The organism is Pseudomonas sp. TH06, assembly GCF_016651305.1.
GTDB lineage: Bacteria > Pseudomonadota > Gammaproteobacteria > Pseudomonadales > Pseudomonadaceae > Aquipseudomonas.
The window spans coordinates 3799501-3812423 of the sequence record NZ_JAEKEC010000001.1; the positions used below are offsets into that span (position 1 = coordinate 3799501).

Annotated in this window: 18 protein-coding genes; 10 read left to right on the top strand and 8 right to left on the bottom strand. The window is 58.2% G+C overall.

The genetic code is table 11. From position 1 onward, the window contains the following. Positions 1–44: 44 nt before the first annotated feature. Positions 45–1106 (top strand): AI-2E family transporter, encoded by a 1062-nt coding sequence (locus tag JFT86_RS17070; RefSeq protein ID WP_201237575.1) that lies wholly within the window; start codon positions 45–47, stop codon positions 1104–1106. Here JFT86_RS17070 and JFT86_RS17075 read toward each other — a convergent pair. The 3 genes from JFT86_RS17075 to JFT86_RS17085 form a co-directional block, all read right to left on the bottom strand. Then, positions 1103–1285 (bottom strand): hypothetical protein, encoded by a 183-nt coding sequence (locus JFT86_RS17075; protein WP_201237576.1) that lies wholly within the window; start codon positions 1283–1285, stop codon positions 1103–1105. The two genes, JFT86_RS17070 and JFT86_RS17075, sit on opposite strands and share 4 nt — an antisense overlap. A 102-nt stretch (positions 1286–1387) precedes the next feature. Then, entirely contained in the window at positions 1388–1582 is a 195-nt protein-coding gene (locus JFT86_RS17080; protein ID WP_201237577.1) for a hypothetical protein, read from the bottom strand. A gap of 232 nt (positions 1583–1814) precedes the next feature. Continuing rightward, entirely contained in the window at positions 1815–2168 is a 354-nt protein-coding gene (locus JFT86_RS17085; protein ID WP_201237578.1) for a hypothetical protein, read from the bottom strand. Between the two features lie 256 nt (positions 2169–2424). Here JFT86_RS17085 and JFT86_RS17090 point away from each other — a divergent pair, with 256 nt between their 5' ends. Further along, positions 2425–3243, top strand: a complete 819-nt coding sequence (locus JFT86_RS17090) for a shikimate 5-dehydrogenase (protein ID WP_201237579.1) — start codon at positions 2425–2427, stop codon at positions 3241–3243. A gap of 182 nt (positions 3244–3425) precedes the next feature. After that, positions 3426–3944, top strand: a complete 519-nt coding sequence (locus JFT86_RS17095; protein WP_201237580.1) for a cupin domain-containing protein — start codon at positions 3426–3428, stop codon at positions 3942–3944. A 116-nt stretch (positions 3945–4060) separates the two neighbouring features. Here the strand turns inward: JFT86_RS17095 and JFT86_RS17100 are convergent, their stop codons facing one another. After that, positions 4061–4705: a DUF480 domain-containing protein gene (locus tag JFT86_RS17100; protein WP_201237581.1), complete on the bottom strand. Its 645-nt coding sequence runs from the start codon at positions 4703–4705 to the stop codon at positions 4061–4063. Between the two features lie 125 nt (positions 4706–4830). On the opposite strand from JFT86_RS17100, the gene JFT86_RS17105 reads away from it, so the two are divergent. Beyond that, positions 4831–5340 carry a DUF1993 domain-containing protein gene (locus JFT86_RS17105; protein ID WP_201237582.1) on the top strand — a complete coding sequence of 170 codons (510 nt, stop codon included), beginning with the start codon at positions 4831–4833 and terminating at the stop codon, positions 5338–5340. 72 nt (positions 5341–5412) lie between these two features. Here JFT86_RS17105 and sstT read toward each other — a convergent pair whose 3' ends face one another. Then, on the bottom strand, positions 5413–6645 hold the full coding sequence (gene sstT / locus JFT86_RS17110; protein ID WP_201237583.1) for a serine/threonine transporter SstT: 1233 nt from the start codon (positions 6643–6645) through the stop codon (positions 5413–5415). 337 nt (positions 6646–6982) lie between these two features. On the opposite strand from sstT, the gene JFT86_RS17115 reads away from it, so the two are divergent. Further along, on the top strand, positions 6983–8146 hold the full coding sequence (locus JFT86_RS17115; RefSeq protein ID WP_201237584.1) for an MFS transporter: 1164 nt from the start codon (positions 6983–6985) through the stop codon (positions 8144–8146). Here JFT86_RS17115 and nhaR read toward each other — a convergent pair. Then, positions 8141–9040, bottom strand: a complete 900-nt coding sequence (gene nhaR, locus JFT86_RS17120) for a transcriptional activator NhaR (RefSeq protein WP_201237585.1) — start codon at positions 9038–9040, stop codon at positions 8141–8143. The two genes, JFT86_RS17115 and nhaR, sit on opposite strands and share 6 nt — an antisense overlap. A 143-nt stretch (positions 9041–9183) precedes the next feature. Between nhaR and JFT86_RS17125 the strand changes: the two genes are divergently transcribed. Together JFT86_RS17125 and JFT86_RS17130 are read left to right on the top strand one after the other, a co-directional pair. Next, complete coding sequence (locus JFT86_RS17125; protein ID WP_201237586.1) at positions 9184–9426, top strand: hypothetical protein; 243 nt, start codon at positions 9184–9186, stop codon at positions 9424–9426. Positions 9427–9455: 29 nt separating this feature from the next. Beyond that, the gene (locus JFT86_RS17130) at positions 9456–10205 is read left to right on the top strand and encodes a TerC family protein (protein ID WP_201237587.1); all 750 of its coding nucleotides are present in this window, start codon (positions 9456–9458) and stop codon (positions 10203–10205) included. A gap of 100 nt (positions 10206–10305) precedes the next feature. Here the strand turns inward: JFT86_RS17130 and JFT86_RS17135 are convergent, their stop codons facing one another. Beyond that, positions 10306–10473: a hypothetical protein gene (locus JFT86_RS17135; protein WP_201237588.1), complete on the bottom strand. Its 168-nt coding sequence runs from the start codon at positions 10471–10473 to the stop codon at positions 10306–10308. 234 nt (positions 10474–10707) lie between these two features. On the opposite strand from JFT86_RS17135, the gene JFT86_RS17140 reads away from it, so the two are divergent. From JFT86_RS17140 to JFT86_RS17150, 3 genes are all read left to right on the top strand, one after another. Then, complete coding sequence (locus JFT86_RS17140) at positions 10708–11379, top strand: peptidase C39 family protein (RefSeq protein WP_201237589.1); 672 nt, start codon at positions 10708–10710, stop codon at positions 11377–11379. 88 nt (positions 11380–11467) lie between these two features. Next, complete coding sequence (locus JFT86_RS17145; protein WP_201237590.1) at positions 11468–11674, top strand: DUF6021 family protein; 207 nt, start codon at positions 11468–11470, stop codon at positions 11672–11674. Positions 11675–11686: 12 nt separating this feature from the next. Next, a complete protein-coding gene (locus JFT86_RS17150; protein ID WP_201237591.1) occupies positions 11687–11881 on the top strand; it encodes a hypothetical protein in 195 nt (64 codons plus the stop codon). Between the two features lie 53 nt (positions 11882–11934). Here JFT86_RS17150 and pbpG read toward each other — a convergent pair whose 3' ends face one another. After that, positions 11935–12873 carry a D-alanyl-D-alanine endopeptidase gene (gene pbpG, locus JFT86_RS17155; protein WP_201237592.1) on the bottom strand — a complete coding sequence of 313 codons (939 nt, stop codon included), beginning with the start codon at positions 12871–12873 and terminating at the stop codon, positions 11935–11937. Positions 12874–12923 lie beyond the last annotated feature (50 nt).

Here is a 12923-nt window from a genome sequence, read left to right on the forward strand (position 1 = left end):
TAACAACCGGGGCGTGCATGACGCCTGACTGACATGGACCGGACATGAACGTAAAAAGTCTTCAATTCAAATCCCTGACCGTGCTGCTGTTGCTGGTCACGGTGGCCTTCATCTGGATTCTGCTGCCGTTCTACGGTGCGGTGTTCTGGGCGGTAATCCTCGGCATTCTGTTTGCGCCGATGCAGCGCCGGTTGCAGATGAAATTCGGCTGGCAACGCAACCTGACCTCGCTGTGTACGTTAAGCATCTGCCTGGTGATTGCGATTTTGCCGGTGATCATTCTCAGCGTGCTGCTGGTGCAGGAAGGGGCGACGCTCTACAGCAATATTGAAAGCGGCAAACTCGATATCGCCGCCTATCTGGCGCAATTCAAACACAGCCTGCCGCAATACTTTCAGCACTTGCTCGATCGCTTCGGCATGGGCGAACTCAACGGCGTGCGCGAGAAAATCGTCAAAGCGGCGATGCAAGGCAGCCAGGTGCTGGCGAGTCAGGCGTTCAGTTTTGGCCAGGGGACGTTCGAGTTTGTGGTGAGCTTTTTCATCATGCTCTATCTGCTGTTTTTCTTTTTGCGCGATGGCGCGGAGCTGGTGCGCAAGATACGCATCGCGGTGCCGCTGGAGGAGCATCACAAACGTCGCCTGCAACTGAAGTTCAACCGGGTGGTACGCGCGACAGTCAAGGGCAACCTGGTCGTGGCGATTACCCAAGGCGCGTTGGGCGGGGCGATTTTCTGGTTTCTCGATATTCCCAGCGCGTTGCTGTGGGCGGTATTGATGGCGTTTCTGTCGTTGCTGCCAGCGGTGGGGGCGGGGATTGTCTGGGCGCCGGTGGCTGCCTATTTCCTGCTCAGCGGGATGATCTGGCAAGGCATGGTGCTGGGCTTGTTCGGGGTGTTCGTGATCGGCTTGGTGGACAACGTGCTACGCCCGATTCTGGTGGGCAAGGACACGCGCATGCCCGACTACATGATTCTGATCTCGACCCTGGGCGGGCTGGCGGTGTTCGGCTTGAACGGGTTTGTCATCGGGCCGTTGATTGCCGCGCTGTTCATGTCGAGCTGGGCCTTGTTCATCGAGACCAAACCCAAAGTCCAGCTGCCTTAGGCGTGAAACGCTGCGCTGCCGATCTGTTGCGACAGGGCTTGCGCAGCCGGCAGGGAAGTCAACGGGCCGCTGATTGCTTCGCCGTCACGCATCACATACCAACAGGCGAGCAATCCCAGCTCTCTGAGTGGTGCGGGAACGGCGCTGCCGATTACTGACATGATTTGAACCTGAGCCATGACGTGTACCTCCATCAAACGATGGGGCTACCTTAGGGGCTCGCCGTTCTCAGCGACAATCAACGCTTTCGATAGTGGTCATTGATAACAGTGGGGACTGTTTCAATCGACAACCTGGTCGAGCATGTGCACCACTTCGTGCTCATTGAGCAGGCCCTTGTGCACCAGATTTTCCGCCAGCAGCGAAAGAAACTTGGCGCAGCGGTGACCTTCCAGGTGCTTGAGCTCGGTCAACGCGTTGTACACCTTGCTGGAGGTGCACAAGCCGACAATGCGGTGCGGATTTTGTGTAGGCATGGAGTCGTCCTTGTTGTTATCAACCTGTTGTTTACGGACGGATTCAGATTGCGGTTCCGTCATGACAAAAAAATGATCGTTTCAAGCAAAAGACCCTGTCGGGCAAATCAATCATGCCGACTTTAACGGCTGAAACTGTCCTCACAGCGACCTTTGCGAGATTTTTTCAGACGCTGGCCGACCGACGGTCATAAAAAAGCCCCGCTATAAAAAGCGGGGCTTTGTGTTTCGGTTACCAGCGTGGGCCACCGTAGTAGTGTGGCCGGCCGTAGTAACCACGCGGCGGGCCGTAGTAAACAGGGGCGGGCACATAGACCGGTTGTTGCACGTAAACCGGTGCCGGCTGGTAGTAGACCGGAGGCGGTGGCTGTTGCACGTAAACCGGGGCCGGTTGCGCATAGACCGGCGCCTGCTGCACATACACCGGGCGATCCTGATTGATCAGCGCCGAGCCGATGATGGCCGAGCCAACGATCGCGCCAAACACCGCCGGGCCTTGCCAGTAGTTGCCGCCATGGGCTTCTGCTTGCCCTGCGACAGCAAATGCACCGATCAGCAGGGCCACGATAGGGAGTTTACGAATCATGATAAATCCTCGGTTCTTCTACCCGGCGGCAGGGCCTGCACCAGGCCCACAATTGTCGCGGGGATACTTCTATGACAGCGAAATTCGGAAAATCAGCACAGCCGCTGGGTAAATTTTGTGTAAGGTCTGTACCGGCTTCTTTACCGGGGCATGCAATGGCCGCTGAGCACCCTGCAGACAGGCCGCTATGATCGTTCAGAACCCGATGGGCTGGCTAATCCCGTCCATCCGAAAGTGCGTTTGAAGGAGAAGTTTCATGCAGATGAACCCGAACAAAGACACCCAGCTGTGCATGTCCCTGTCGGGACGCCCGGGGAATTTCGGTCTGCGTTTTCATAACCATTTGTATGAGCAGTTGGGCCTGAATTTCTACTACAAGGCCTTCAGCAGCCAGGACCTGACCGGCGCGGTCGGCGGGATTCGGGCGTTGGGCATCCGTGGCTGCGGCGTGTCGATGCCGTTCAAGGAAGCCTGCATCGCGCTGGTTGATGAGTTGGATGCATCGGCGGCGGCGATCCAGTCGATCAACACCATCGTCAACACCCAGGGTCATCTCAAAGCCTACAACACTGATTACATTGCCATCGCGCAGTTGTTGCAAACCCACGCGGTGCCACGAGAGTCGACCTTCGCCCTGCGCGGCAGCGGCGGTATGGCCAAAGCGGTGGCCAGCGCGTTGCGTGATGGTGGTTATAAAAACGGCCTGATCATTGCCCGCAATGAACGCGCCGGGCGTGCACTGGCGGACTCACTGGGCTATCGCTGGCAGGCTGAGCTGGGTGACGAGCGTGTGCAGATGCTGATCAACGTCACCCCGGTCGGTATGGACGGCGGCCTGGAAGCGGGGCAACTGGCGTTTGAGCCTGAGGTGATCAAAGCGGCGGATACGGTGTTTGATGTGGTGGCGATTCCGTCGGAAACACCGTTGATCGTGCGCGGCCGGGCCGAAGGCAAGCGGGTGATTACCGGGCTTGAGGTCATTGCGATCCAGGCGCTGGAGCAGTTTGTGTTGTACACCGGGGTGCGGCCGACAGAGGAGCAGTTTCAGGCGGCGGTGGCATTTGCCCGCAGCTGACTTCCTGGTTTTGTGTTGATTTGGCGGGCCTCTTCGCGAGCAGGCTCGCTCCTACATTGGAATGCATACCCCTGTGGGAGCGAGCCTGCTCGCGAAGGCCGCCCCTCGGTTTCAATTTCGATTGCCTATACTGCCTCACCAGCAAGCCAAGACTTGCCCACTCACAAAAAACCGAGGTCAGCATGCATCCGCGCATCCTCAATCTGCATCAGGTCGAACTCGAACCGCTCCCGCAAGCCCTGGCACCGGAAGGCGAAACCGCCGGGCGCTATCAGCAACGCAGCGCCCGGATCGGTCAGCGACTCGGCGCACAGAAACTCGGATATCGGTTGTATGCGCTGCCGCCGGGCATGCGCGGTAGCCCGTTTCACAGTCATCGGGTCAATGAAGAGATGTTCTACGTGGTGGTCGGGGAGGGCGAGGTGCGCCTCGGCGCCGAGCGCTTTCCGATCCGCGCGGGAGACGTGATCGCCTGCCCGGCGGGTGGCCCGGAAATGGCCCATCAGATCATCAACACCAGCCAGGCCGAATTGCGTTATCTGGCGGTGAGCACGCAACAACAGCCGGACATCTGCGAATACCCGGATTCGAACAAGTACGCCGTGATGGACAACTTCAGTGTGGATGCCGAGGGCAATGCGTCAGGTTTCGTCGCCGTGGCGCGGCAGGCAGATGGCGTTGATTACTGGGATGGCGAATGAAACCGAGATCCCTGTAGGAGTGAGCCTGCTCGCGATAGCGGTGTGTCATTCAAAGATGATGTAACTGACACACCGCTATCGCGAGCAGGCTCACTCCTACAGGGGGTTTGTGGTGGTTATTCGAGGCGCGCCAGGCGTTCTTCCAGCGCTGCAATCCGCGCTTCCAGCTCTTCGATGCGTTCCACCGAAACACCTCCGCTCGCACGTTCCCCCGGATTCTGCCGCGCCGACAAAATCGCCTCGATGTCCGCCGGATCACCCAGTGCATGGGTATAGCGATCCTCGCGCTGCCCCGCCTGACGCGGAATCAACACCGCCAAGCCCCGTGCGATCAAGCGCTCCAGCTGATGCACGACCTGCTCGGCATCTTCGAAATCATGCATACGCCCGCTGCGGGTGAGCAATTCGTTGATGGTTTGCGGACCGCGCAGAAACATCAAGCCACTCAGAATCACCTGCGCCGGCACCAGTTCCAGGGCCTTGTCGACCTTGTGCTCCCAGCGGTCGGCGCGACTGCCCATGACCAGTTTGGCAAAACCGCGACCTTCGAGGGCCCGCAGGCTCTGGCCGACCTGGCCCTGAGTGAGGTTCATCACCGGTTCACGGCTGGTCTTCTGGTTGCAGGCTGTGACCAGCGCGTTGAGGGTCAGCGGATAGGTTTCCGGGCTGGTCGCCTGTTTCTCGATCAGCGAACCCAAAATACGGATTTCCGTGGCGTTGAGCCGTGGCTCGTCAAAGGTGGATTCTTGTTCGGTGGTCATCGCGCGTTCCCTTTGCAGTCGAAGGCGCCTAGCCTAATCCTTGCCAAACAAAAGGCAAGCCGTGTGGTCATCAAGCATGGCTATAATCGCCACCACGTTCCACCCAGCCACCACACGAGACTGCCATGACCATTTCCCTGTACGCCGCATCCGTCCCGGTTTTTCAACAAATGCTCAACGCCCTGAGCGATGTCCTGAAAAAGGCTGAAGCCCACGCCACCGAGAAAAACATCGACCCGAACGCCTTCCTGCAAGCGCGCCTGTACCCGGACATGTTCCCGCTGGTGCGTCAGGTACAGATCGCGGTCGACTTCGCCAAAGGCGTTTCTTCGCGTCTGGCTGAAGTCGAAGTGCCGAAGTACGACGACACCGAAACCACCTTCGCCGAGTTGCAAGCGCTGATTACCAAGGTTCTGGCCTACATTGGCGAGATCAAGCCTGAGCAGATCAATGGCAAGGAAGGCATCGAAATCGTCACCCGTCCAGGCACACCAAAAGAGAAGCGCTTCAGCGGCCAGGCTTACCTGCTGACCTACGGCCTGCCGCAGTTCTTCTTCCACGTCACCACCACCTACGCGCTGCTGCGTCATAACGGTGTTGAAGTGGGCAAGCGCGATTACATGGGCGCGTTCTAAACCGTCCTGATACGAAAAAGCCCGCCAAGGTTCACACCTTGGCGGGCTTTTCATTTTCCATTGTGGGAGCGGTTATGCGGTGCGTTGAGCTTTCGCTTCTTCACCCAGGCATGCCGCAGCGGTGAACAGCACATCAGTCGACGAGTTCAGCGCGGTCTCCGCCGAGTCCTGCAGCACACCGATGATGAAACCGACCGCCACCACCTGCATGGCAATCTCGCTCGGAATGCCGAACAGGCTGCACGCCAGCGGGATCAACAGCAGCGAACCACCGGCTACACCCGAAGCGCCACAGGCACAGATTGCGGCAACAACGCTGAGCAGAATCGCCGTCGGAATGTCCACGGCGATGCCCAACGTGTGCACGGCGGCCAGGGTCAATACGGTGATAGTGATCGCGGCGCCCGCCATGTTAATGGTCGCACCGAGCGGAATCGACACCGAATAGGTGTCTTCATGCAGACCCAGACGTTTGCTCAATTCCAGGTTGACCGGAATGTTCGCCGCCGAACTGCGGGTGAAAAATGCGGTGATACCGCTTTCGCGCAGGCACTTGAGGGTCAGCGGGTACGGGTTGCGACGCAGTTTCCAGAACACGATCAGCGGGTTCATCACCAGCGCCACGAACAGCATGCAGCCGAGCAGCACGGCCAGCAGGTGCGCGTAACCGATCAGCGCACCGAAACCGGAAGTCGCCAGCGTCGAGGCCACCAGGCCAAAAATACCCAGTGGCGCAAAGCGAATGACCACGCGCACGATCACGGTGACGCCGTTGGACAGATCACCCAGCACTTCGCGGGTGGTGTCGCCGGCGTGGCGAATCGCGATGCCCATGCCGATCGCCCAAGCGAGAATGCCAATGAAGTTGGCGTTCATCAGCGCGCTGACCGGGTTATCGACCACGCTCAGCAGCAGGCTTTGCAGCACTTCGCCGATACCGCCCGGAGCCGTGACGGCAACGTTGTCGGTGGACAGCACCAGATGCGACGGAAACGCCATGCTGGCAACCACGGCCACCACCGCCGCAGCGAACGTGCCCAGCAAATACAGAAACAGAATCGGCCGAATGTGGGTTTCCTGCCCGTGCTTGTGGTTGGCAATCGAAGCCATGACCAGCACGAACACCAGAATCGGTGCCACGGCTTTCAATGCCGAGACAAACACTTTGCCGATGAACGCCGTACCTTTCGCCGCTTCCGGGGCGAATAGCGCCAACGCGATGCCGGCAATCAGGCCGATCAGGATCTGCGTGACCAGGCTGAGGTTTTTCAAGCGTTGCAATAGAGAAGGGGATGAAACGGTCATGACGGCATCTCTGATTTTTTATAGGGTGCTAGGTTGCGCAAAAACCGGTGGCGAAACAGCGGCAGGCCACAGGCACGAACCCAAAGGGTGACGCGACATCAACGCCATTAAACTGGCCGTTGAACAGGGTGTACGTTTTGCAGGGCGCGGACTTTATCACAGCGTAGGCCTTATCCTTCAGGCATGTGACGATCTGCCACCTGATCGACAGACAAGATAGACAGGTTTGTGCAAGTCAGTCCGGAAACACTCTGTTAATATTCTCCATCCTCATTTTCAAGTTCTGCCAGCGGGCCTTTCGGTCAACGCTGGTGTCGTCGTTTTGCTGGAGTTTCCCATGCTGTTGCCCATTCTTCTGTTGTCTGCCGCCGGCTTCACGGTGCTGACCACAGAGTTCGTCATCGTCGGCCTGCTGCCGGCGATTGCCCGAGACCTTGAGGTCACGATCCCGCAGGCCGGTCTGCTGGTGACTCTATTCGCTTTTACCGTGGCGATGTTCGGCCCATTCTTGACCGCATATTTCGCCCGCTTCGAGCGGCGCAAACTGTTCATCACCATCCTGATCATGTTCGGTTTGGCCAATACCGTGGCCGCGCTGGCGCCGAACATCTGGGTGATGGCCATTGCCCGATTGATCCCGGCACTGGGGTTGCCGGTGTTCTGGGCACTGGCCAGTGAAACGGCGGTGGACATCGTCGGCCCTGACTACGCCGGTCGTGCGATTGCCAAGATCGGCTTCGGCATTGTCTGCGCGACGGTGTTCGGTATTCCGGTTGGCACGCTGATTTCCGATGCGTTCGGCTGGCGCAGTGCTTTCGGTATTCTCGCGGTTATCGCGTTTGCCAAGGCGCTGTTGCTGTTTGTTTACCTGCCCAAAACCGATCTGCATCAGCATCAGGTGAGCTTCCGCTCACAGTTCAAGATCCTGCGCAGCCCGTTGATGATCGGCCACATCGTGCTGTCGATTCTGGTGTTCAGCGGCATGTTTACCGCTTACACCTACCTGGCGGACATTCTTGAACGCCTCGCCGGTTTCAACGGCACGGTGGTCGGCTGGTGCCTGATGGGTTTCGGCGCGGTCGGCTTGATCGGCAACTCGTTGGGCGGCCGTGCCGTGGACCGGCATCCGCTGGGGGCGTCGGTATTGTTCTGTGCGTTCATGATTGCGGGCATGGTGTCGCTGGTGCCGAACATTCATTCGCCGTTGGGGTTGGCGGTGGCGATGGGTATCTGGGGCGTGACCCAGGCGGCGTTGTTCCTGGTCAGCCATGTGCGCCTGATGAAAGCCGCGCCAGAAGCGCCAGCCTTCGCCGCCTCGCTGAACATTGCCGGGGCCAATCTGGGCATCGGCCTGGGCGCAATGATCGGTGGCCGGGTCATCGACAGTGCCGGGCTGGGCTTCCTCGGGTTCGCCGCTGCCGGATTTATTCTGCTCTCGGTATTCCTCGCCATGGTGTTGATGACGCTCAAGCCGCGCGAAATGTGCGCAGAGGCCTCATAACGCGGTAAACAGCTCGCGTCGGGCACCTTCGGTAATCGCAACGATGCCGGGGTGCTTGACCTTGCGCTCCACCGAAATGGCGTAAAACGACTCGGTCACGGCATCGGTCTGGCCAATCAATTCCACGCCGTACTGGCGTTTCACTTCATCGGCAATCACGCTCGGGCCGATAAAAATCCCGCTGCCGGATTGGCCGAATGCCTGCATCAAGGCACTGTCATCGAACTCGCCGACGATTTGCGGCTGGATCTGCTGCTCGGCAAACCAGCGCTGCAAACGACTGCGCACCACGGTTTCCGCCCCGGGAATCAACAGCGGCGCGCCGTGCAGGCTGCGCGGAAAGTCCTGCCCGTAGCGCTCGGCCAGTTCCGCGGTGGCGAAGAAACTGATCCCGCACTCGCCGAGCTTCTGGCTGTAGCCTTTGATGTCGAGGTGCGACGGCATCGGGCTGTCGGAGATCACCAGATCGAGGCGCTGAATCGCCAGATCCGCCAGCAGGCGTTCGAGTTTGTCCTCGCGGCAGGTGATGCGCAGCGGCTCGTTCAGTTCCATCGTTGGTGCAATCAGGCGATAGACGATGGATTTTGGTACCACGTCCGCCACGCCGACACGGAACAGGATCTGCTGTTCGTTGGGCTGGGCGCGCAGCATCAACTCCAACTCGCCGCCCAACTGAAACATCTGCTCGGCGTAGGGCAGGGCCTGGCGTCCGGCTTCGGTGAGTTCAAGTTGCCTTCCCACCCGTTTAAACAAATCGATGCCGTAAGTTTGTTCGAGCAGGGAGATCTGTCCGCTGATGGTCTGCGGTGTCAGGTTCAGTTGCTCGCACGCACGCACGATGCTGCCAGTCTTGGCCACCACCCAGAAATAATGCAGTTGTCGATAATTGAGCATCGGCGCGTCCCTGTTGCTTGAGTTCGTAAAAAACGAAGTATAGACGGTAAAAATACGATTTTTCCTGAAGTGTTCGCTTCTCTAGAATGCCCAGCCATCGACGGCCGGTCTGTGACCCTGTCTATTCATTCGAAGGAAGCCCCATGAAATACACATTCCCTGCGTTGTTGTTTACGTCTTTACTGGTTCTGTCCGGTTGCGATCAGGCCGAGAAAAGCGCTCAGCAGTTGATGGGCAAGGCGGCCGAGAGTGCCAAACAGGCCATCGACGATACCCACAAAGCTGCCGAGCAAGCGCTCAGCGATGCCACTGGCGGGCTGATCGAGAAAAAAGAAACCCCGGAAAAAGACTCGGAAAAATCCGAATCTTCCTCCAAGACCATCTAATTCGTCTTACACAGAGTCAGGACTGACCCATGGAATATCTGTTAGAACTCGCCGCCAGCCCCACCGCCTGGGTTGCTTTGGCCACATTGGTGGTGATGGAGATCGTGCTTGGCATCGATAACCTGATCTTTATCTCGATCCTGACCAACAAGCTGCCCGAGCAGCATCGCCAGAAGGCTCGCCGCATCGGTATCGGCATGGCGTTGATCCTGCGCCTGGCGCTGTTGAGCACCATCGCCTTCATCGTGCAGTTGACCGCACCGGTTATCGAGATTCTCGGCCAGGCGTTCTCCTGGAAGGACATGATCCTGATCGCCGGTGGTCTGTTCCTGGTGTGGAAGGCGACGACGGAAATCCATCACAGCATGGACCTGGCGCCGGAAGATCCGAAGTCGGCTACTTCGACCGTGACCCTGGGCTTTGCCGCCGCTATTGGCCAGATCCTGATGCTCGACATGGTGTTCTCGATCGACAGCATCATTACCGCGGTCGGCATGACCGAACACTTGCCGATCATGATTATCGCGGTGGTGGTCTCGGTGCTGGTGATGTTGCTGGCGGCTGACCCGCTGGCCAAGTTCATCAACGACAACCCGACGGTGGTGATGCTGGCCTTGGGCTTCTTGATCATGATCGGCATGACGCTGATCGCCGAAGGCTTCGGCGCCCACGTACCGAAAGGTTATGTGTATGCCGCGATGGCGTTCTCGGCGGCGATTGAGGTGTTGAACATGATGTCGCGCCGGGCTCGGCAGAAGAAAGTGGCTGAGCAGGCGTAAACGCTGAAAAGCCAAAAGGCCGCCTGAACTGCCAAGTTCAGGCGGCCTTTTTTTGTGTGCTTATTGTAGGAGCTGCTACTTCAGATGCAGTTACCAAAAATCAATGCGCAGTGGCGTGACGTACGCGGTGCTTTGAAGTCTTTTCAGCAGGCGCAGGCTGAGCGGGATGGTGATGACGCCGCGCAACCCGCAACACCCCCCACAGCATGGCGGCGGCAACCGCCAGCCAGCCGGCAATCAACATTACGATGGTCATGGTCAGGCTCATCGGTGCCTCCTCTTTGCCCTGCATCGGGCGCACGCTTTTTCAATTCGCTCTATTTCAATGACAGTCTAGCCAATGCCGTGTTTCAGGCTATTGACCAAAGGTCGGTGGTGACCAATCAGTTCGCTCTATGCAACCGATGCGTCTGCGGTTTAGAGCTATACCGCAGCCGTTCGCGGCCCTATGATCGCTGGCGTTGCCGGAACACGATGACCGGCGTCTGAATAGAGAGTGACGATGGTCCAGGTATTTTCTCGAATTCGTGCGGCGCTGCTGCTGGCTGGTTGCGCGTTCGTGTTGGCCGGTTGTGCGGGCAGTGTGGCGCCAGAGGTCAAGCGTCTGCCTGAGCGGGTCGAGCTCAGTGGCACGTTCTATCGGGGCGAAGCCAACCAGAGCGCGCCGCAAGTGTTGGCCAGCCTGTTGTCGCAGCAAGGCATCGTGATCACTCCGGGGTTGTTGGAAAAACCGCTGCACTTGCCAGGTGCTGAAGACAAGTTGCAACAGAATCTGCAGAACCTCGCTCGCGAATACGGCATGGTCGTGTATCCGCTGGACAAGAATCTCCCGGCTTTGCTGACGCAGGTTGCCGCGGGTTATCCGGTGATGGTGCGGTTCAGCGAAGGTTCGGCATTCTGGGCTGAACCGCGTTACGCGATCCTGTCCGGCTATGACCGTAACAAGCAGAAAGTGCTGCTGCGCGCCGGCATGAACCGCCGCGAACTGATGAGCTTCAGCGCTTTCGAGTCGGCATTCGAAAAGTCGGGTGGCTGGGCCATATTGATTCAGAAACCTTCTCAGATTCCAGCAAATGTTGACCGGCAGCGCTGGTTGAAGGCCGCTGATGAACTGGCTCAGGCCGGTCAGGAAAACGAAGCGGCACAGGCGAAGAAGGCGCTGGCTGCGCACTGACGTTCCGTTCGTCATTTGCCGGGCACGACTGCGTCCGGCAAGCCTCAAATGAATATGGCCGGTTTTCGCGGCTGAATCAGGAGGCGACATGACAGATTCCCCATCCCCGCAAGGCCCGCATTCTTCCGAGCATTCCTCTGGCGATGACTTGGGATTTGACCCGGATTCGCCGGATGTCGCTGATCCGCAAGTCGATCCCATTGGCCCCGCCAAAGCCCCAAAAGATGTGAAACCCGGTGAAGACGAGAAAAAACCGGGCAAGTCGTATGATCCGCTAGCCGATCTGAAACCTTGATGTGAGGTGCGTATGAGTACCGATTCAAGCTTTGATGACCAAAAGCCCGACAGTGTGCCGACCACGCCGGAAGAGGGCGTTGATCCAGTGTTGGATCCGGACAGTCCTCTGCGAGATCCGCTGGCACACCCCAATATAATGACGCCAGATCCGAGCAAGGGCGATGGCATCCCCGATGACGACCAGATGCCACTGCCAAACGACTGATTCACGGATGAAAAAAAGCCCCGAAAATTCGGGGCTTTTCCTTGTGTGACGGCTTACTTGGATGCTTCAACCACGCCGCTCTGGCGTGCCTTGAGGTTTTTCTCGGCTTTGTATTGCTGAGCTACCGCCGGAACACTGGCGCTCTTGCCGGTTTCCATCCAGCTGCGAATGCGACTGGCATCGGCAAAATGGGTGTACTTGCCAAACGCGTCGAGAATCACCAGGGCCACCGGGCGGTTGCCCATCTTCGTCACCAATACCAGGCAATGCCCGGCGGGATTGGTGAAGCCGGTTTTGGTGATCTTGATGTCCCAGTCGGCTTTATTGACCAGGTGATCTGTATTGCGAAAGCCCAGGGTGTAATTGGGTTTGCGGAAAGAAACGGTTTTTTCCTTGGTGGTGGTGAGTTCACTGAGGATCGGATATTTGCTCGCGGCCACCAGCAACTTGCTCAGATCGCGGGCAGTGGAAACGTTGCGCTCCGACAGACCGGTCGGCTCGACGTAGTGGGTGTTGGTCATGCCCAATGCCTTGGCCTTGGCGTTCATCGCCGCGATAAAGGCGACATATCCACCCGGATAGTGATGCGCAAGGCTGGCGGCCGCGCGGTTTTCCGAGGACATCAGGGCAATCAGCAGCATCTCGCGGCGCGGCAGCTCACTCTTCAGTTTGACTCGGGAGAACACGCCCTTCATTTCCGGCGTGTGGCTGATGTCGACATCGATCCATTCGTCCATGTTCTGTCGGGCTTCAACCACTACCAGTCCAGTCATCAGCTTGCTGACGGAGGCGATCGGTACGATCACGTCAGGGTTGCTGGAATAGATGACTTTATTGGTCTGCATATCCATGAGCAGGGCGCTGCCGGAAGCGATCTTCAGTGTCGAAGCGTCACGTGGGGCAGCGGTGGTTTCCGCAGCGTTGATCGTTGGCGTGATGAATGTGCCTGTAAAAGCAAAAAACAGGCTCAGAATCGAAAGACGAATTTTCACGCGGGCGAACTCATAAAGGTTGGATATTCCGTTAGTTTGTAACGGGTTAT

What these genes read in the sequence shown, in the direction of transcription:
- JFT86_RS17070 (WP_201237575.1), top strand. Translation starts at nt 45, where the DNA reads ATGAACGTAAAAAGTCTTCAATTCAAATCCCTGACCGTGCTGCTGTTG.
- JFT86_RS17075 (WP_201237576.1), bottom strand. Translation starts at nt 1,285, where the DNA reads ATGGCTCAGGTTCAAATCATGTCAGTAATCGGCAGCGCCGTTCCCGCA.
- JFT86_RS17080 (WP_201237577.1), bottom strand. Translation starts at nt 1,582, where the DNA reads ATGCCTACACAAAATCCGCACCGCATTGTCGGCTTGTGCACCTCCAGC.
- JFT86_RS17085 (WP_201237578.1), bottom strand. Translation starts at nt 2,168, where the DNA reads ATGATTCGTAAACTCCCTATCGTGGCCCTGCTGATCGGTGCATTTGCT.
- JFT86_RS17090 (WP_201237579.1), top strand. Translation starts at nt 2,425, where the DNA reads ATGCAGATGAACCCGAACAAAGACACCCAGCTGTGCATGTCCCTGTCG.
- JFT86_RS17095 (WP_201237580.1), top strand. Translation starts at nt 3,426, where the DNA reads ATGCATCCGCGCATCCTCAATCTGCATCAGGTCGAACTCGAACCGCTC.
- JFT86_RS17100 (WP_201237581.1), bottom strand. Translation starts at nt 4,705, where the DNA reads ATGACCACCGAACAAGAATCCACCTTTGACGAGCCACGGCTCAACGCC.
- JFT86_RS17105 (WP_201237582.1), top strand. Translation starts at nt 4,831, where the DNA reads ATGACCATTTCCCTGTACGCCGCATCCGTCCCGGTTTTTCAACAAATG.
- sstT (WP_201237583.1), bottom strand. Translation starts at nt 6,645, where the DNA reads ATGACCGTTTCATCCCCTTCTCTATTGCAACGCTTGAAAAACCTCAGC.
- JFT86_RS17115 (WP_201237584.1), top strand. Translation starts at nt 6,983, where the DNA reads ATGCTGTTGCCCATTCTTCTGTTGTCTGCCGCCGGCTTCACGGTGCTG.
- nhaR (WP_201237585.1), bottom strand. Translation starts at nt 9,040, where the DNA reads ATGCTCAATTATCGACAACTGCATTATTTCTGGGTGGTGGCCAAGACT.
- JFT86_RS17125 (WP_201237586.1), top strand. Translation starts at nt 9,184, where the DNA reads ATGAAATACACATTCCCTGCGTTGTTGTTTACGTCTTTACTGGTTCTG.
- JFT86_RS17130 (WP_201237587.1), top strand. Translation starts at nt 9,456, where the DNA reads ATGGAATATCTGTTAGAACTCGCCGCCAGCCCCACCGCCTGGGTTGCT.
- JFT86_RS17135 (WP_201237588.1), bottom strand. Translation starts at nt 10,473, where the DNA reads ATGAGCCTGACCATGACCATCGTAATGTTGATTGCCGGCTGGCTGGCG.
- JFT86_RS17140 (WP_201237589.1), top strand. Translation starts at nt 10,708, where the DNA reads ATGGTCCAGGTATTTTCTCGAATTCGTGCGGCGCTGCTGCTGGCTGGT.
- JFT86_RS17145 (WP_201237590.1), top strand. Translation starts at nt 11,468, where the DNA reads ATGACAGATTCCCCATCCCCGCAAGGCCCGCATTCTTCCGAGCATTCC.
- JFT86_RS17150 (WP_201237591.1), top strand. Translation starts at nt 11,687, where the DNA reads ATGAGTACCGATTCAAGCTTTGATGACCAAAAGCCCGACAGTGTGCCG.